Raw genomic sequence first — 16830 nt, forward strand, 5'->3', positions numbered from 1 at the left:
TCATGGGCAGCACCGGGCTGTATCTCGCCCTCGGCGTGGCGACGGTGCTGTTCCTGGTGCCCTTCTATCTGATCGTCCGCAACGCCCTGTCCACCGACGCGGACATCACCGGCGAGAGCTGGCGGTTCTTCCCCACCGACCTCCAGTGGGGGAACGTCAAGGAGCTGTTCGACGACCCCTCGGTGCCGTTCGCGAAGGCCCTGTGGAACTCCACGGTGGTGGCCGTGCTGCACACCCTGGGCACCCTGCTGGTCTGCTCCCTGGCCGGATACGGCCTGGCCCGCATCCCGTACGCCCACGCGAACAAGGTGCTGTACGCGGTGCTGTTCACCCTGATGGTCCCGGCGGCCGTGACCTTCGTACCGAGCTATGTGCTGGTGTCCTCGCTCGGCTGGGTCTCCTCGCTGCGCGGTCTGATCATCCCGGGGCTGTTCAGCGGATTCACCGCGTTCCTCTTCCGCCAGTACTTCCTCGGCTTCCCCAAGGAGCTGGAGGAGGCGGCCCGGGTGGACGGGCTCGGCTACTGGGGCGCGTACTGGCGCGTCGTGGTGCCGAATTCGCTCAACTTCTTCGCCGCGATCTCGGTCATCACCTTCATCAGCGGCTGGAACGCCTTCCTGTGGCCCCTGGTCATCGGCCAGGATCAGAGCTCGTGGACCGTGCAGGTCGCGCTGTCCTCCTATATGACCGCACAGACCATCAACATCCACCTGATCTTCATGGCAACGGCCGTATCGATCCTGCCACTTGTCCTGGTCTTCGTGTTCCTCCAGCGCTGGCTGGTGCAGGGTGTGGCACAGACCGGTATCAAGGGCTGACCGAGGAGAACGATGAGCTCCACGCAGCACACGCCACTCCCCTACTACGAGGACGTCTCCCCCGGCGCGGGAGCGCTGCCGCCCCGCCCCTGGACCCCGTCCTCCGACGCCGCGCGGCTGAGCCTGAACGGGACGTGGTCGTTCCGGCTGTCGCCGACCGCCACCGCCGAGGACGACTCCTTCGCCCGCCCGGGCTACGACGCCCGCGGCTGGGACCAGCTCCCGGTGCCCGGCCACTGGGTGCTGCACGGCCACGGGGCACCGATCTACACCAATGTGCGCTACCCGTTCCCGGTGGATCCGCCGCGCGTGCCCGACGAGAACCCGACCGGCGACCATCTGCGCGTCTTCGACCTCCCCGGCGACTGGCCGGCCGGCGGGGACGCGGTCCTGCGCTTCGAGGGCGTCGAGTCCTGCGCCCGGGTCTGGCTCAATGGCGAGGAGCTGGGCACCTTCAAGGGCAGCCGGCTGCCGCACGAGTTCGCGGTCGGCGGCCTGCTCCAGCCGTCGGGCAACGTGCTGGCCGTACGCGTCCACCAGTGGTCCTCCGGAAGCTATCTCGAGGACCAGGACCAGTGGTGGCTGCCCGGGATCTTCCGTGAGGTGACGCTGGAGCACCGCCCCGAGGGCGCGCTCGACGACTACTTCGTCCACGCCAGTTACGACCACACCACCGGCGCGGGCACACTGCGGATCGACTCCGACCCCGGCGGCCGGGTCACCGTGCCCGAGCTGGGTCTCGACCTGGCCACCGGGGAGAGCGCCACCGTCCCCGTCGAGCCGTGGACGGCGGAGACGCCCCGGCTGTACGAGGCGCGGCTGACCACCGTGGGCGAGAGCGTCTCGCTGCGGGTGGGCTTCCGTACCGTGGTGGTCGAGGACGGGCTGCTCAAGGTCAACGGGCGGCGGGTGCTCTTCCGCGGCGTCAACCGGCATGAGTTCCACCCCGAGAACGGGCGGGCGGTGGACCTCGCGACCATGCGCCGCGATCTGGTGCTGATGAAGCGACACAACATCAACGCCGTGCGCACCAGCCACTATCCGCCGCATCCGGCCTTCCTCGGGCTCTGCGACGAGCTGGGGCTGTGGGTCATCGACGAATGCGATCTGGAGACCCATGGCTTCGTCGACCTGGACTGGCGGAACAACCCGGTGGACGACGACCGCTGGACCCCGGCGCTGCTCGACCGCGCCGAGCGGATGGTCGAGCGCGACAAGAACCACCCGTCGGTGGTGATGTGGTCGCTGGGCAACGAGTGCGGCACCGGGCGCGGGCTGTCCGCCATGGCCGACTGGATCCGCGAGCGCGACCCGTCCCGGGTGATCCACTACGAGGGCGATCTGTCCTGCGCCGACACGGACATCTACTCGCGGATGTACGCACCGCACGAGGAGGTCGACCAGATCGGCCGGCGCACCGAGCCGCCGTGGGGCGATCCGGAGCTGGACGCGAAGCGCCGGGCGCTGCCGTTCATCGAGTGCGAGTACGCGCACGCCATGGGCAACGGTCCCGGCGGGCTGAGCGAGTACCAGCGGCTGTTCCAGGAGCATGAGCGCTGCCAGGGCGGTTTCGTCTGGGAGTGGATTGACCACGGCTTCACCCGGCGCGCCCCCGACGGCCGCTTCTACTACGTGTACGGCGGGGACTTCGGCGAGGAGCTGCACGACGGGAACTTCGTATGCGACGGGCTGGTCTTCCCCGACCGCACCCCCTCCCCCGGCCTGATCGAGTACAAGAAGGTCATCGAGCCGGTGCGGATCGAGGGCGACGGGGCCGACGGCACGGTCCGGATCACCAATGGCCATGACTTCGCGGATCTGTCCCATCTCGTCTTCTCCTGGACCTATGAGGCCGAGGGCGAGGCGATCGGCTCGGGTGAGCTGGTGGCGCCGCCGCTGCCCCCGGGCGAGTCCGCCGTACTGAAGCTCCCGGCGCCGCCCGAGGCCGAGGCGGGAGCGGAGACCTGGTGGACGGTCGAGGCGCGGCTCGCGGCCGCGACGGCGTGGGCCGAGGCGGGCCATCCGGTGGCCTGGGCCCAGCTCCCCGCCGCCACACGGGCCCGCACGCTCGCCTCGGGTGCGGCGCCGCGCCGCGACGGCGGCCGGATCGTGCTCGGCCCCGGCGTCTTCGACGCGGCCACCGGCGCCCTGACCTCGCTCGGCGGGCTCCGCCTCACCGAACCGCCCCGGCTGGACATCTGGCGCGCGCCCACCGACAACGACAACGGCGCGTCCTGGCAGCCGGACGAGCGCTGGGGCCTGATCTGGCGCCGGTTCGGACTGCACCGGATGCGGCACCGGACCGACGCGGTGGAGACGGAGCCGGACGGTGCGCTGACCGTCCGTACCCGCGTCGCGCCCGCCGCCGTGGACATCGGCCTGGAGACGGTCTACCGCTGGACCGCCGACGGGGACGGACGGCTGAGCCTGGCCGTCTCCGTCACCCCGCTGGGCGAGTGGACCTTCCCGCTGCCGCGCCTGGGCCTGCGGCTCGGGGTCCCGGCCGCGCTGGGCGACGCCGAGTGGTTCGGCGGCGGCCCCGGCGAGGCGTACCCGGACACCCGCGCCGCCGCGCGCGTGGGGCGGTGGGCGCTGTCGGTGGACGAGCTCCAGACGCCGTACGTCCGCCCGCAGGAGAACGGCGCCCGGATCGACGTCCGCTGGGTGCGGCTCACCGCGCCGGACGGATCGGGGGTGCGGATCGAGGGCGAGCCGGCGTTCTGGTTCACCGCGCGCCGCTGGACCACCGAGCAGCTCGACGCGGCCGAGCACACACCGGATCTCGAGCCGTCGAACGAGACGGTGTGGGTGAACCTGGACCACGGACAGCAGGGCATCGGCAGCCAGTCCTGCGGTCCGGGGGTGCTGGACGAGCACCGGCTGGACGCGGCCCCGGCCGAGTTCTCCTTCACGTTCACACGGCTGGAATGACCGGCGTCAGGCGTCAGGTGTCCAGGACGCGGTGCAGGAACTGCTGGGTGCGGGCCTCGGCCGGGCTGCCGAAGACCCGCTGGGGCGTGCCCTGTTCGAGTACGACACCGCCGTCCATGAAGACCACGCGGTCGGCGGTGTCGCGGGCGAACCGCATCTCGTGAGTGACGACCACCATGGTCATGCCCTCGTCGGCCAGGGACCGCATCACCCCGGTGACCTCGCCCACCAGCTCCGGGTCGAGGGCCGAGGTGGGTTCGTCGAAGAACATGATGGCGGGGTCCATGGCCAGCGCGCGGGCGATCGCCACCCGCTGTTGCTGGCCACCGGACAGCTGGGCCGGGTAGGCGTCCGCCTTGTCGGCCAGCCCGACCCGGGCCAGCGCCTCCCGGCCGCGCTCGTCGGCCTCCTTGCGGCTGGTCTTCCGCACCTTGCGCAGCGCGAGGGTCACATTGCCCAGCGCCGTGCGGTGCGGGAAGAGGTTGAACTGCTGGAAGACCATGCCGACGTGGCCGAAGATCTCGGGTGCGCGCCTGCGGTCGTGCAGAGGCACACCGTTGACCCAGACCTCTCCGCGGTCGGCGCGTTCCAGGTCGCACATGATGCGCAGCAGAGTGCTCTTGCCGGAGCCGCTGGCTCCGATGAGCACCACGACCTCGCCCGCACCGACGTCGATGTCGACGCCCTTGAGGACCTCCAGATCGCCGAAGCGCTTGTGCACGCCTGACAGGGCGACTTGGGCGGTGGTGGCGGGGGTCCGCTCCATGGGGGACTTGGTGATCATCAGGCGGTCACGGCCTTTCTCTCCATGCGCCGGACGACGACCGACAGCGGGGAACAGATGACGAAGTACAGGACGGCGATGGCCAGGTACGCCATGCCCGGGTGGCCGTCCCGGTCCACGATGGCCTGGCCCTCGCGGAGGAGTTCGGCGTAGCCGATGACGACGGCGATCGAGGTGTCCTTGACGAGCGAGAGGTACTGCCCCACCAGCGGGGGCAGCACGATGGCCCGGGTCTGGGGCAGGATGACCGACCCGAAGGTCTGGACGCGGGTCAGGCCCAGGACCCGCGCCGCCTCCCACTGGCCGCGCGGGACGGCCTCGATGCCGGAGCGGAAGATCTCCGCGACGTAGGCGCCCTGGAAGAGGGTGAGCGCGAGAAGGGCGGCGCCGAAGACGGAGATGTTCCCGATGCCCAGGTAGGCGGCGCCGAAGTAGATGAAGAGCATCTGCACCAGCAGCGGGGTGCCCCGGAAGACCTCCAGGTAGCAGCGGGCGAGCTGGGCCAGGACCGGGATGCGGCTGGTGCGGATCGCCGCGATGACCAGGCCGAGCAGGGTGCAGGCGACGATGGCCGCGACGGAGAGCTCGACGGTGGACCACAGCCCGGAGCCGTACAGATCCCGGTTGGACCACAGGACGGACCAGTCCATCACGCCTCCTTGCGGATCAGGACGAGGCGGCGGACCGCGGTCCGCAGGCCTGCCAGGACCGACTGACGGGCGCGGACCGGGCGCAGCGGCGGCTTGAAGGCCGCGCGGCCGATCAGCTCGGCCACCAGCACGACCAGGTTGGTGAGCACCAGGTAGAGCACGGCGGCGATGCCGAACACCTGGATGGTGAGCAGATTGCGGGCGTTGATCACCATGGCGGTGCCGGTGAGTTCGGGCACGGAGATGGCCGACAGCAGCGACGAGCCCAGGATGATCTGGACGAGCTGGTTGATCACGGCCGGATAGACGTTGCGCAGCGCCTGCGGGAGCACGACGTGCAGGAAGGTCCGGAAGGGGCTGAGCGCCAGCACGCGGGAGGCCTCGCTCTGGCCGCGCGGGACGGCCTGGATGCCGGCCCGGAAGATCTCGGTGAGGTACGCGCCGACGTTGACGCCGAGCGCCGCGATGCCCGCCTGTACGGGGCTGAGCCGCAGCCCGGCCGAGGGCAGGGCGAAGTAGGCGACGAACATCTGGAGCAGCACCGGGGTGTTGCGGATGACCTCGACGTACACAGCGGCCGGGGCACGGACGAGGGCGTGGCGCGACCGGCGGGCCAGGGCGCCCAGCAGCCCGAGGGAACAGGCGAGGACGAAGGCGGCGAGGGACAGCTTCAGGGAGAGCCAGGCCGCTCCGAGGTAGGTGGGCCAGTCCTGGAGGGCGTAGGTCCAGTCGGCGAACATCAGGGGTTCCTCCACGGGGGGCGGCGGCCGGGGTGCCGCCGCCCGGCAGGGCTCAGTAGGACGGGTTGAGCGGGTAGACGGGCTTGACGCCGAACCACTTCTTGTAGAGGGCCGCGCTCTGGCCGGAGGTGTTGAACTCCCGCAGCCAGGTGTTGATCCACTGCGACCAGTCGGGGTCGCCCTGGCTCACCCCGATCGCGTTGTACTCCAGCGGTACGACGGATTCCTTGGTGACCTTGAGGGCGGGGTCGGCCTTGGCCTGGGAGTTGAGGAAGTTGGAGTCCTCGACCATGGCGTCGGCCTGGCCCTGCTTGACCGCGAGGACTGCCGCCGCCGAAGTGTCGTACTCCTGGATCTGCGCCTTCGGGTTGCCCTCCTGCACCGCGGCGCCGTTGGTGGAGCCCTTGGTGACCGCCACCTTCTTGCCCGAAAGATCCTTTATGCCGGATATGTCGCTGGACTTCTTCACCATCAGCACCTCACCGGCGACGATGTACGGATCGCTGAAGGCGACCTGCTTCGCACGCTCGGCCGTGGTGGTGAAGTTGCAGATCACGGCGTCCACCTTGCGCGTGCGCAGATTGGGGATGCGGTTGGCGGAGGTGGTGTCGACGATCTTCGCCTTGACGCCCAGCGCCTTGGCCATGGCCTTGGCGACATCGACGTCGAAGCCCTGGGGCTTGTTGGCCTTGTCCGTCGAGCCGAAGGGCGGGAACGTCAGACAGCTGGCCACCCGCAGCGTGCCGCTCCGGGTCACCTTCTGGAGGGTGGAGTTCTGCGCCCGGGTGGCCGAGCTCTGGCTGGAGGAGCAGGCGGCGAGCAGCGAGGTGGCGGCGAGAGCGCTCACGGAGATCGCGGCCATTCTGCGGGCATGAAGGCGTCGTCGTCCCACGGCGGGACTCCAATCGGGGGTGAAAAGAGCGGGACAGATCATCGAGGCCGCGATCGACGATGACCGTCGGGCTCTGGGGATTCTGCAATGCAGAATCGAATTCCGTAATGGGTGCGCACAAGCTAACCGAGCCGGTCAGGGCCGTCAATGGTTGATTTCGAATTCCGGCATCCGATGCTGCTATGCAAAACTATCGAGGTCGGCTACCGTCCCGGCATGACTTCTCGGCCGGACACCGCTCACGGCGGCCAGGACGACCGGCCCGCCGGGCCCGGACCTGGGCGCAACACCTCGTCGTCGCTGCGCCGCGCCCTGTCCATCGTGATGTTCCTGGCCGAGGACGGCGGGCATCCGCGTGGGCCGACCCTCACCGACCTGGCGAAGGGCCTGGGCCTGAGCAAGAGCACCGTCCTGCGGCTGCTGGCACCGCTGCGGGAAGTGCGCCTGGTGGATCAGGACGCCGAGAACGGGCGCTATCGACTGGGCCCTCAGAATGCCTTCCTCGGCCAAGTCTATTTGGAGCGGCTGGACTTCCGTGAAGCCGCTGCCCCGCATCTGCACGAACTCGTCGAAAGCGTAGGCGAGACAGTCCACTTGGTGGTCTTCGATCCACCGGAGATCGTTTATATCGACAAGGTCGAAAGCCCCCAGCCGGTGCGCATGCATTCACGCATCGGCAGCCGCCAGCCCGCGTATTGCACCGCCGTCGGCAAGGCGTTCCTCGCCCACTCCTCCGACGCCGTGGTGGAACAGGTGATAGCGCGGGGCATGCCGCCCCGCACCCCGGCCACCATCACCACCGCCGAGCGACTGCACGCCGAACTGACGGCCGTCCGGGAGCGGGGGTACGCGATCGACGACGTGGAGAACGAGGAGGAGATCCGCTGCGTCGCCGCGCCGGTCTTCGACCACAGCGGGGCGGTCGCCACGGCGATCAGCGTCTCCGGGCCCGCCTCCCGCGTCACCCGGGGCCGCGTCGCCGAGATCGGGGAGCTCCTCCTCGCCTCCACCAAGACCCTGTCAGGGCGTCTGGGCGGGACGTCGCCGCCCGCCCCCGCCTCATAGCCCGACGGTTATCGTCAACCGGCCTTCTCGGCCGGACCACCGACGGTGACCGCGCGGGGGCCCACCCGCGCCCGCCGCACCTCGCCGTCCCACCAGGTGACCGTCACCAGATGGGTCCCGTCGTCCGCCGGGCCCGCCGCCGCGCGCACCAGGCCGGCCAGCGGGGGCGCGCCGGGGTCGGCCGTGAGGCGGGCGAGGCAGAGGAAGAGGTCGCCGTCGGCGCGGCCCGTCGTCTCACCGGCCAGCGCGGGTGAGACGGCGCGCCGGGCGAAGGCCGTGGGGGCGGCGGGCAGGGCGCCGGCCCTCATCAGGCCGTGGAGCGGCAGCAGTTCGGACCGCGGCCCCTCCTCTTCCGCGGGATCCGGGACCGCCCAGCCGGTCTGGCGGACGGCCCGGCCCGGCGCGGCGCCGGTCACCAGGTGGATCCGGACCTCCACGGCGCCGCGCACCAGCACCAGCGAGGTGACGCCCACCTCCTCGTCCTCCTCCCCCACCAGCCGCGCCCGATGGCGCGAGGCGGCCCAGCCGTCGCCCGCGCCCAGCGGCTCGAGCGCCGTGCGCAGGGAGATCCGGCCGCCCCCGTGGACCAGGCCGAAGTGGTTGTCGGGGGCCACGCCGTACGGGAAGGGGCCGGTGGCCGTGGAGTAGGCGAGGCGGGCGTAGTGGGGGTCGTCCTGGTCGGGGTCGCCGGGCGGCGGGAGGTGTTCGCTGCCGTGGTTGTGCAGCCGGACCAGACCGTCGCCCGCGGTGGACTGGAGCAGCCAGTTGGGGCCGAGGACGGCGCGCGTCACATCCGCGCGCTCGGCGGGCCCCGGCTCCTCGCGCGCCGTCCAGACCTCGTGGTCGGCCGGGAGCAGCAGGCCGAGGAAGCCCTTGGCGGCCCAGTACGGGGAGGCGGGGCCGGAGTACGGCTGGAGCACGCCGTCGTACGGGCCGTACCAGCCGAGCGGGAGCAGCCCGCGGTCCGTGGTCGCGCCCCGGTCGAGGAAGTGGCGCAGGACGCCGGAGGCGAGGCGGCGGGTGGTCCCGGGGTCGAGCGGGGTGTGGCCGGTGAGGGCGCCCAGCCACAGGGGCGCGGCGGCGGCGAAGCGGTACGTCAGGGAGCGGCCCTGGTGCAGCGGGGCGCCGTCGGCGCCGAAGAGGTGGGCGTAGTCGGCGAGATGGGTGCCCAGCCGCTGCCCGTAGCGGGTGAGCCGCTCGGCGTCCTGGGACAGCCATGCCTCGAGCGCCGGATACAGGTGCAGGGCCCAGCCGTTGTAGTAGTCGAAGGCGCGGCCCGCGCCGTCGCTGTACCAGCCGTCGCCGGTGTACCAGGGCTCGACGCGGTCCAGCCCGCGGGCCACGGCGGCGCGGGCGGCCTCCGGCTCGATGCCCGCCTCGGCGAGGAAGCCGCCGACGGCCACGGGGAACAGCTCCCAGTTGCTGGGCACGGGTTCGGCGGTGAGCGCGTCCAGCAGCCAGGCCGCCACCCGCTCCCGGACGCCTTCGTCGAGCCGGTCCCACAGCCAGGGGCGGGTGAGCCGCAGCCCGAGCGCGATGGAGGCGGACTCGACCAGCGGCTGGCTCCGGTCGGTGATCCGGGGCCAGTCCTCGGGCCCTTCGCCACCGGGGCGCGCGCTGCCGAGGTGTGCGGTGCCGGTGGCGAGCCCGTCCGCGTATCGCTCCAGCAGCCCGCCGGGGTCGGCCCCGCGCGCGCCCGCGACACGGAAGGCGGCCAGCAGAAACGTCCGTGCGAACCCTTCCAGGCCGTCGGAGCGGGGGCCGGACCAGCTCGGGCGGTCGCCGGGGAGCGGGTAGAGGGCGCCGCCGGGGGTCGCGTACGGGGCGACGGCGGCGAGCAGACCGTCGGCGGCGGCCTCCCAGTGGGCACGGGTCCAGCCGGTGCGGGGGCTGAGGCCGCGGTCCTCCGGGGGCAGCGCGAGGCGCTGCGCGCGGTGCGCCGCGAGGCCGGTCATCGCAGCACCCCGGCGGGGACGAGGCGCTGGGCGCGCAACTCGCCGACGGGCCCGGGGGTCCCGGCCCGGGCCGGGGCGCACGGCAGGGCGGCGCGGCAGGCGGTGGCGGCCAGCAGTGCGGTACCGGCGCGTCTCATGGAGGCTCCTCGGCTCGGCTCAGTTCGGCTATAGAGGTTCGGCGATGGAGGTTCGCCGATGGCGGGGGAAGCTACGGTCGGCCGCCTGACCATACGCCGCGTCGGCAAGCGCTTGCCAGAGGGCGCAAGCGTCAGCGGGGGCCGCCCAAGAGGCAGCCCCCGCAAGTGTTTTCCGCCGGACGCGAATGGTCGTACCGGACTTACCCGTTCCGCGCCTTCAGGGCATCGAGTGCCCGGTCCGCGTGCACGCCCATCCGGAACTCGCTCTTGACGATCTCCAGCACCTTGCGATCGGTGTCGATCACAAAGGTGACCCGCTTGGTCGGCACCGCCGCGATTCCGCGCTTCACCCCGAACCGCTCCCGCACGGTCCCCTCCGGATCCGACAGCAGCGGATAGCCGAACGAGTACGCATGGGCGAACTCCGCCTGCTTCTCGACCGAATCGGCGCTGACCCCGACCGGCTGGGCGCCGAGCTCGTTGAACTCCGCCGCGATGTCCCGGAAGTGACACGCCTGTTTGGTACAGCCGGGGCTGAAGGCCGCCGGATAGAAGAACAGCACCACCGGGCCCTCCGCCAGCAGCCCGCTGAGCGAGCGGACGGTGCCGCTCTCATCCGGCAGTTCGAAGTCCTCCACCACATCACCGATGTCCATGAGGGCACGCTACCGGCGCGCGCCCGGCGGCGGGGCGTCAGCAGCACAGCCGGAGCTTCAGCAGCGCAACCGGGCGGTGTGGCCGTCGATGCGCAGGATGCACTCGGTGAACAGCGCCATCGACGGACTGTCGTCCGTGGGGACCAGCCGCAGCCCGAGATCCATGATGGACCGGATGACCTGGGCGGTACGGCTTCCGTCGGGATCCTGTCCGCGCAGCGCGGACCACGCCTCGAACTGCGCCCGCGCCGTTTCCCACGCCGGGCCCGGCGTGAAGTGACACAGAAAAACCGGCTGGTCGACCCCGTACTGGCGTAACTCGCCGACTGCGGCCTCACCTTGCATAAGCCACCATGTGGCAGTCATCTCGTCCCCAACTCCGTACACGGGAGTGGATACCCATCATACGGGTGCGGAGGTCCCAACGAGGACCGACTCCACATCAGGGGCCCATCCCAGCAGCCGCTCGTCCGCTCCCGGCCGGGCCACGCACTGCACGCCCAGCGGCAGCGAGTCGGCCGCCCGGCCCGCGGGCAGCGCCAGAGCGGGGGCTCCCGCGTAGCTCCAGGGGAGGCTCATCACGGAGTTGCCGGTGCTCTCCAGGCCGTACGGCGCGGGGCCGGTGGCCGCCGGGCTGATCCACAGATCGATGCCGTCCCGGTCCATGGCGGCCATCAGCCGCTCGCGGAAACCGGCACGGGCGCGCAGGGCCGCGGCGTACGCGTCATGGCTCATCCGCCGCCCCTCCCGGATCGCCTCGACGGTCTGCTCGCGATACCGCTCGCCGTGGCGCGGGAACCATACGGCGTGGGACCGCGCCAGCTCATAACGGTTGATCACCCGCTGCTCCGCCACGACCCGTTCGAAGTCGTCCGGGAAGGGCACCCGGCGGACCGTGAACCCGGCGGCCGCCAGATGCCCGGCCCGCTCCTCGAAGGAGCTCCTGGCCTCGGCGTCGGCGCGGTCGAGGTACGGCCCGAGCGGAACGCCGAGCACCGGCCGCCGCCCCGCCGCCTCCCCGCCATCGCCGGACGGCCGCCATCCGTCGCACAGCACGGCCGCGGCCGGGGCGAGGGTCGCCACGTCGGGGGCGAAGAGGCCCACGGTGTCGAAGGTCGGCGCGTTGGGGATCACACCATCGGAGGGGATGCGCCCGTGGGTCGGCTTGAAGCCGACGACCCCGCAGTAGGCCGCCGGGCGGATCATCGAACCGATCGTCTGGGTCCCGACGGCCAGCGGCACCATCCCCGCCGCCACGGCCGCCGCCGAACCGCTGCTGGAGCCGCCCGGGGTGTGGCCGAGATGGCGCGGATTGCGGGTGGGCCCGGGAGCGGTCACGGCGAACTCGGCGGTCACGGTCTTGCCCGCCACCAACGCCCCCGCCTCCCGCAGCCGTCCGACGAGCGACGCCTCCGCCCCGGCCAGCGCCTCGGCGGGAACGTCCGACCCGGCACCCGTGGGCATCCCCTCGACATGCACGATGTCCTTCACGCCCACCATGACCCCGTACAGCGGCGGCCGCCCGTCCACGTCCCCCCACCGCTCGTCCGCCACCCGCGCCGCACGCGCCAACCGCTCCCGCCGCCCGGGCTCGGGCACAAACGCCTGGATCTCCCCGTCCTCGGCCTCGATCCGGTCACAGGTCCGCATGGCCGCGACGGCGCAAGAGGTCTCCATGAACCGAGGCTAAGCGGCGCACCGCGCTCCCGTACGGCCCGGTGAACCGATCCGGTCGGCGTGGCCCCCGGACCGAGCCGGCCCGTAGTGCGTAGGCACCAGGACACCTGAGCGGCTGGTCCGGGCGCACCAGGGGAAGACGGCGGCGGGAGACGATGCCCGGCGGGGCGCCGGAGGGAAGTGTTGGAGGCGCGTGAATCCCGCGCGTTCCCCTTGCCTAGCGGTGTCTGGAGTGATCAACAGGTGGCGACATTTCTTTACCGGATCGGACGGTGGGCCTTCCGGCGGCGCCGGCTCGTCGGTGGTCTGTGGCTGGGCGCCCTGGTGCTGGCCATCGCCGCGGCCGCCATGGCGCCGGAGGGGAAGGAAGAGGACCTCTCCATGCCCGGCACCGAGTCGCAGAAGGCGTTCGACCTGCTGGACGAGCGCTTTCCCCAGAGCAACTCCCAGGGCGCCGAGGCCCGTTTGGTGTTCCGGGCCCCGGACGGGCAGCGGATGACGGCCAGCGAGAACAAGGCGGCCGTCGAGGACGCGCTCAACTCGCTGGACGGGGGCGATCAGGTCGAGTCGATCGCCGACCCCTATGAGGACGACGCCGTCAGCGAGGACGGCACCATCGCCTACTCCACGATCACCTACACCGAGGGCGCCGTCGATCTGACCGAGTCGACGAAGAGCGCCCTCGAGGACGCCGCGAGCCAGGCCCGGGAGGCCGGGCTGACCGTGGAGATCGGCGGCTCGGCCCTGGACGCCGAAGAGGAGCCGGGCGGTACGACGGAGATCATCGGCGTGGCGGTGGCCGCCGTGGTGCTGGTCCTCGCCCTCGGGTCGCTGGTCGCGGCCGGATTGTCGCTGCTGACCGCCTTCGTGGGCGTGGCCATCGCCTTCGGCCTGGTCTCCGCGCTGGCCGTGCCGCTGGGCCTGACGTCCACCGTGGCCATCCTGGCGCTGATGCTGGGGCTGGCGGTCGGCATCGACTACGCGCTCTTCATCACCTCCCGCTACCGCGACGAGCGCGCCCGGGGCAGCGAGCCGGAGGAGGCGGCCGGCCGGGCGGTGGGCACGGCCGGATCCGCCGTCGTCTTCGCCGGCGCGACCGTCTTCATCGCCCTGGTCGGCCTTGGGGTCGTCGGAATCCCCGAACTCACCAAGATGGGCATGGGCGGCGCGGGCGCCGTGGCCCTCGCCGTACTCGTCGCACTGACCCTGGTACCGGCGCTGTTCGGCTTCTTCGGCCGCCGGGTGCTGTCCCGCGCCGTCCGCAAGGCACCCTCGTATCGCGGGTCGGGAAGCGAGCGCCCGCACCGGCGGCCCATCGCGGCAACCCCGGCGAAGGGCATAGGCACCCGCTGGGCGCGGTTCGTGCTGCGCCGGCCGGTGGCCGTGCTGCTGACCGCAGGACTCGGTCTCGGCGCCGTCGCCCTGCCGGCGCTGAGCCTCGAACTCGGGCTGCCCGGAGACGAGTCCAAGTCGGTGGAGACCACCCAGCGCCGCGCCTACGACCTGCTCTCGGAAGGCTTCGGGCCCGGCTTCAACGGCCCGTTGACCGTGGTGGTGGACACCTCGGAGTCCGGGAACACCCGGGCCACCACGAACCTGGTCGTCAAGACCGTACGGGGAGTGGACGGGGTCGCGTCGGTCGGCGATCCGGTGCTCAGCCGGACCAAGGACACGGCCGTCCTCACCGCCGTCCCGCGGACCGCGCCGAACAGCGGCGAGACCAAGGACCTGGTGCACGCGATCCGGGGCGCGGTCTCCGGTGTCGAGGCCGACACGGGCGCCGCCATCCTGGTGACCGGCACCACCGCGATGAACATCGACATCTCCGAAGCCATGTCCGACGCCCTCGTCCCCTATCTGACCGTGGTCATCGGCCTGGCGGTGCTCCTGCTGTTGGTGGTCTTCCGCTCGGTCCTGGTCCCGGTCAAGGCCGCGCTCGGCTTCCTGCTGTCGGTGGGTGCCGCCTTCGGCGTGCTCGTCGCCGTCTTCCAGTGGGGCTGGGCGGCGGACCTGATCGGCATCGAGCAGACCGGACCGGTCATGTCGCTGATGCCGATTCTCATCATCGGGATCGTGTTCGGCCTCGCCATGGACTACGAGGTCTTCCTCTTCACCCGGGTGCGGGAGGCCCACCTCCATGGCGCGTCCCCCGGCGAGGCGGTGGTCAGCGGTTTCCGGCACAGCGGACGTGTGGTGGCCGCGGCGGCGATCATCATGATCAGCGTATTCGCCGGGTTCATCGGGATGAGCAGCCCGACCATCCAGACGATGGGCGTCGGCCTGGCCGCCGCCGTCGCCTTCGACGCCTTCGTGGTCCGGATGGCGATCGCACCCGCGGTCCTGGCGCTGCTCGGCCACCGGGCCTGGTGGCTGCCTCGTATCCTGAACCGTGTGCTGCCGAACGTGGACATCGAGGGTGAGGAACTGAGCGGGCATGCCCCGGCCGCCATGACCGTGCCGGACACGGCGGTGCCGCGGCTCCCCGTCGGCCGGGACTGAGTCGGCCATGACGAACTCGGGTGGCGGTGGCCCGCGGCCGCGGGGCACCTGGTGGCGGGAGGGCGCGCTCACCGCGACGGCGTTCGCGCTCTGTCTGCTCGGCGGCGTGGTGCAGGAGGACGGCCGTACCCTGTCATGGCCGCCCGCCGCCGCCTACTTCATCGCCGTGGTGTCCTGTGCCGTGCTGCCGGTGCGGCACCGGGCACCCCTGGCCGCCATGGCGGCCACGACCGCGGCCGGGGTGCTGGTGCCGTTCCTGGGCGTCCTGTTGAGCCCGCTCATCGTGGCCCCCGCCGTGATCACCGCCTACTCGCTCACCGCGCGCACCGAACGGCACGCGGTGAGCGCGGTGTCGCTCACCTCCGTGGCGCTTCTGGTCGCCTCCACCCCCTTGTTCGGGGCCCTCTCGTGGAAGGACGCGAGCAGGGTGGGGGCGGTGGCGGCGTTCCCGCTGGTGGCCGGCGTACTCGGGCACTCGGCGCAGAACCGGCGGGCCTACCTGGCGGCCGTGGAGGAGCGGGCCCGGCGGGCCGAGAAGACCCGGGAGAGCGAGGCGCGCCGGAGAGTGGCCGAGGAACGGGTGCGCATCGCCCGGGAGCTGCACGACCTCGTGGCCCATCAGATCACCCTGGCCAACGCGCAGGCCTCGGTCGCCGCCCACCTCTTCGACACCCGCCCGGAGCAGACCCGCAAGAGCCTGAAGGAGCTCGTCGAGACCACCGGCGACGCGCTCGACGAACTGCGGGCCACGGTCGGTCTGCTGCGTCAGTCCGGGGACGCGGCCGCGCCCGACGAACCGGCACCCGGGCTGTCCCGGCTTCCCACGCTCCTCGAATCCTTCCGCCGCGCGGGTCTGGAGGTTTCGGTGCACCAGGAGGGCACGGCCAGGCCGCTGCCGCCGGGGGTGGACCTCACCGCCTACCGCATCGTCCAGGAGGCCCTGACCAACGTGACCAAGCACGCCGGTACCGGTAGCGCCCGGGTGCGCCTCGTCTGGAACCGCGATCGGGTGACCATCACCGTCGCCGACGACGGAGGGGGTGCCCGTACGGCGCCGACCGCGGCCACGGGACCGCGTACGGCCACGGGGCCGGACCGTCCGCCCGGTTACGGTCTGGTCGGGATGCGTGAACGTGCCACCGCGGTCGGGGGACACCTCTCCGCGGGCAGGCGCCCGGAGGGCGGCTTCCTCGTCTCCACCCAGCTGCCCCTCCCGCCCGCCAAGGACACGACGCGGCGGACCGACGCAGCAACGCCCCTCGATGACCGGACGGCTGACGGGGCGGCAGACGACGGTCGGACCGGCGGCGGAGAGGCCGGGGACGCGCCATGACGCTGCGGGTGCTGCTCGCCGACGATCAGGCCCTGCTGCGCGGTGCCTTCCGGTTGCTTCTCGACAGTGCCGACGACATCACCGTGGTCGGCGAGGCCGCCGACGGCAGGGAGGCGGTGAGACTGACCCGGGAGCTGCGCCCGGACGTGGTGATCATGGACATCCGGATGCCCGAGGTGGACGGCCTCACCGCCACGTCGGAGATCTGCGCGGACCCGGAGCTGCGGGCCAGCCGCATCCTGATCCTCACCACGTACGAGACCGACGAGTACGTCGCCCAGGCGCTGCGCGCGGGGGCCGGAGGCTTCATCGGCAAGGGCATCGGGGCCGAGGACCTGCTGGACGCCGTGCGTACGATCGCCGACGGCGACACTCTTCTGTCCCCCGCCGCCACCCGCTCCCTGGTCGCCCGTTTCCTGGCCACGCCGGACCACACCCCGCGGCACCGCCCCGAACAGCTCGCCGTGCTCACCCCGCGTGAACGCGAGATGGTGGCCCTGGTCGCGACCGGCCTGTCCAACCAGGAGATCGCCGAGCGGATGTTCCTCAGCCCCTTCACCGTCCGCGCCCATGTGCAGCGCGCCATGACGAAGCTGGAGGCCCGGGACCGGGCACAACTCGTCGTCATCGCCTACCAGACGGGCCTGGTCCGCGCCGTCCCCGAGGGCGGCGCGGACCGTCTGTCGTAGTCGC

General features: G+C 71.9%; 15 protein-coding genes. 6 read left to right on the top strand and 9 right to left on the bottom strand.

The genetic code is table 11. The features are described 5' to 3' along the window. Positions 1–2 precede the first annotated feature (2 nt). Both ACT2CW_RS08615 and ACT2CW_RS08620 read left to right on the top strand, forming a co-directional pair. Positions 3–818 carry a carbohydrate ABC transporter permease gene (locus tag ACT2CW_RS08615; protein WP_401640765.1) on the top strand — a complete coding sequence of 272 codons (816 nt, stop codon included), beginning with the start codon at positions 3–5 and terminating at the stop codon, positions 816–818. A gap of 12 nt (positions 819–830) precedes the next feature. Beyond that, a complete protein-coding gene (locus ACT2CW_RS08620; protein ID WP_445516131.1) occupies positions 831–3749 on the top strand; it encodes a glycoside hydrolase family 2 TIM barrel-domain containing protein in 2919 nt (972 codons plus the stop codon). Positions 3750–3762: 13 nt separating this feature from the next. Here the strand turns inward: ACT2CW_RS08620 and ACT2CW_RS08625 are convergent, their stop codons facing one another. Genes ACT2CW_RS08625 through ACT2CW_RS08640 form a run of 4 tightly spaced genes read right to left on the bottom strand, consistent with a single transcriptional unit; the run spans position 3763 to position 6785 of the window. Further along, on the bottom strand, positions 3763–4533 hold the full coding sequence (locus ACT2CW_RS08625) for an amino acid ABC transporter ATP-binding protein (RefSeq protein ID WP_325116471.1): 771 nt from the start codon (positions 4531–4533) through the stop codon (positions 3763–3765). Beyond that, positions 4533–5183 carry an amino acid ABC transporter permease gene (locus ACT2CW_RS08630; protein WP_164425198.1) on the bottom strand — a complete coding sequence of 217 codons (651 nt, stop codon included), beginning with the start codon at positions 5181–5183 and terminating at the stop codon, positions 4533–4535. Before ACT2CW_RS08630 ends, ACT2CW_RS08625 begins: the two co-directional genes overlap by 1 nt. Continuing rightward, complete coding sequence (locus ACT2CW_RS08635; RefSeq protein WP_445516132.1) at positions 5183–5923, bottom strand: amino acid ABC transporter permease; 741 nt, start codon at positions 5921–5923, stop codon at positions 5183–5185. Before ACT2CW_RS08635 ends, ACT2CW_RS08630 begins: the two co-directional genes overlap by 1 nt. A 52-nt stretch (positions 5924–5975) precedes the next feature. Next, entirely contained in the window at positions 5976–6785 is an 810-nt protein-coding gene (locus ACT2CW_RS08640) for an ABC transporter substrate-binding protein (protein WP_445516133.1), read from the bottom strand. 246 nt (positions 6786–7031) lie between these two features. On the opposite strand from ACT2CW_RS08640, the gene ACT2CW_RS08645 reads away from it, so the two are divergent. Continuing rightward, positions 7032–7880 (top strand): IclR family transcriptional regulator, encoded by an 849-nt coding sequence (locus ACT2CW_RS08645; protein ID WP_445516134.1) that lies wholly within the window; start codon positions 7032–7034, stop codon positions 7878–7880. A gap of 14 nt (positions 7881–7894) precedes the next feature. On the opposite strand, the gene ACT2CW_RS08650 is transcribed toward ACT2CW_RS08645, so the two are convergent. The 5 genes from ACT2CW_RS08650 to ACT2CW_RS08670 form a co-directional block, all read right to left on the bottom strand. Beyond that, a complete protein-coding gene (locus ACT2CW_RS08650) occupies positions 7895–9835 on the bottom strand; it encodes a DUF2264 domain-containing protein (RefSeq protein ID WP_445516135.1) in 1941 nt (646 codons plus the stop codon). Continuing rightward, a complete protein-coding gene (locus tag ACT2CW_RS08655; RefSeq protein WP_182469598.1) occupies positions 9832–9972 on the bottom strand; it encodes a hypothetical protein in 141 nt (46 codons plus the stop codon). Before ACT2CW_RS08655 ends, ACT2CW_RS08650 begins: the two co-directional genes overlap by 4 nt. A 200-nt stretch (positions 9973–10172) precedes the next feature. After that, positions 10173–10628 carry a peroxiredoxin gene (locus ACT2CW_RS08660; RefSeq protein WP_445516136.1) on the bottom strand — a complete coding sequence of 152 codons (456 nt, stop codon included), beginning with the start codon at positions 10626–10628 and terminating at the stop codon, positions 10173–10175. A 57-nt stretch (positions 10629–10685) separates the two neighbouring features. After that, on the bottom strand, positions 10686–10994 hold the full coding sequence (locus ACT2CW_RS08665) for a hypothetical protein (protein WP_037965391.1): 309 nt from the start codon (positions 10992–10994) through the stop codon (positions 10686–10688). Positions 10995–11030: 36 nt separating this feature from the next. After that, entirely contained in the window at positions 11031–12305 is a 1275-nt protein-coding gene (locus ACT2CW_RS08670; RefSeq protein ID WP_445516137.1) for an amidase, read from the bottom strand. A gap of 243 nt (positions 12306–12548) precedes the next feature. On the opposite strand from ACT2CW_RS08670, the gene ACT2CW_RS08675 reads away from it, so the two are divergent. Genes ACT2CW_RS08675 through ACT2CW_RS08685 form a run of 3 tightly spaced genes read left to right on the top strand, consistent with a single transcriptional unit; the run spans position 12549 to position 16826 of the window. Next, complete coding sequence (locus ACT2CW_RS08675; protein WP_445516138.1) at positions 12549–14804, top strand: MMPL family transporter; 2256 nt, start codon at positions 12549–12551, stop codon at positions 14802–14804. Between the two features lie 7 nt (positions 14805–14811). Continuing rightward, complete coding sequence (locus tag ACT2CW_RS08680) at positions 14812–16137, top strand: sensor histidine kinase (RefSeq protein WP_445516139.1); 1326 nt, start codon at positions 14812–14814, stop codon at positions 16135–16137. Then, a complete protein-coding gene (locus tag ACT2CW_RS08685; RefSeq protein ID WP_445516140.1) occupies positions 16134–16826 on the top strand; it encodes a response regulator in 693 nt (230 codons plus the stop codon). The genes ACT2CW_RS08680 and ACT2CW_RS08685 overlap by 4 nt, the downstream gene beginning before the upstream one ends. The last annotated feature ends 4 nt before the right edge of the window (positions 16827–16830 follow it).

Source organism: Streptomyces sp. NEAU-174 (assembly GCF_052665095.1).

Bases quoted from the DNA above. Each gene is read 5' to 3' on its own strand.
- ACT2CW_RS08620 (WP_445516131.1), top strand. From the start codon at position 831: ATGAGCTCCACGCAGCACACGCCACTCCCCTACTACGAGGACGTCTCC.
- ACT2CW_RS08665 (WP_037965391.1), bottom strand. From the start codon at position 10,994: ATGACTGCCACATGGTGGCTTATGCAAGGTGAGGCCGCAGTCGGCGAG.
- ACT2CW_RS08630 (WP_164425198.1), bottom strand. From the start codon at position 5,183: ATGGACTGGTCCGTCCTGTGGTCCAACCGGGATCTGTACGGCTCCGGG.
- ACT2CW_RS08660 (WP_445516136.1), bottom strand. From the start codon at position 10,628: ATGGACATCGGTGATGTGGTGGAGGACTTCGAACTGCCGGATGAGAGC.
- ACT2CW_RS08670 (WP_445516137.1), bottom strand. From the start codon at position 12,305: ATGGAGACCTCTTGCGCCGTCGCGGCCATGCGGACCTGTGACCGGATC.
- ACT2CW_RS08685 (WP_445516140.1), top strand. From the start codon at position 16,134: ATGACGCTGCGGGTGCTGCTCGCCGACGATCAGGCCCTGCTGCGCGGT.
- ACT2CW_RS08625 (WP_325116471.1), bottom strand. From the start codon at position 4,533: ATGATCACCAAGTCCCCCATGGAGCGGACCCCCGCCACCACCGCCCAA.
- ACT2CW_RS08645 (WP_445516134.1), top strand. From the start codon at position 7,032: ATGACTTCTCGGCCGGACACCGCTCACGGCGGCCAGGACGACCGGCCC.
- ACT2CW_RS08650 (WP_445516135.1), bottom strand. From the start codon at position 9,835: ATGACCGGCCTCGCGGCGCACCGCGCGCAGCGCCTCGCGCTGCCCCCG.
- ACT2CW_RS08680 (WP_445516139.1), top strand. From the start codon at position 14,812: ATGACGAACTCGGGTGGCGGTGGCCCGCGGCCGCGGGGCACCTGGTGG.
- ACT2CW_RS08615 (WP_401640765.1), top strand. From the start codon at position 3: ATGGGCAGCACCGGGCTGTATCTCGCCCTCGGCGTGGCGACGGTGCTG.
- ACT2CW_RS08635 (WP_445516132.1), bottom strand. From the start codon at position 5,923: ATGTTCGCCGACTGGACCTACGCCCTCCAGGACTGGCCCACCTACCTC.
- ACT2CW_RS08640 (WP_445516133.1), bottom strand. From the start codon at position 6,785: ATGGCCGCGATCTCCGTGAGCGCTCTCGCCGCCACCTCGCTGCTCGCC.
- ACT2CW_RS08655 (WP_182469598.1), bottom strand. From the start codon at position 9,972: ATGAGACGCGCCGGTACCGCACTGCTGGCCGCCACCGCCTGCCGCGCC.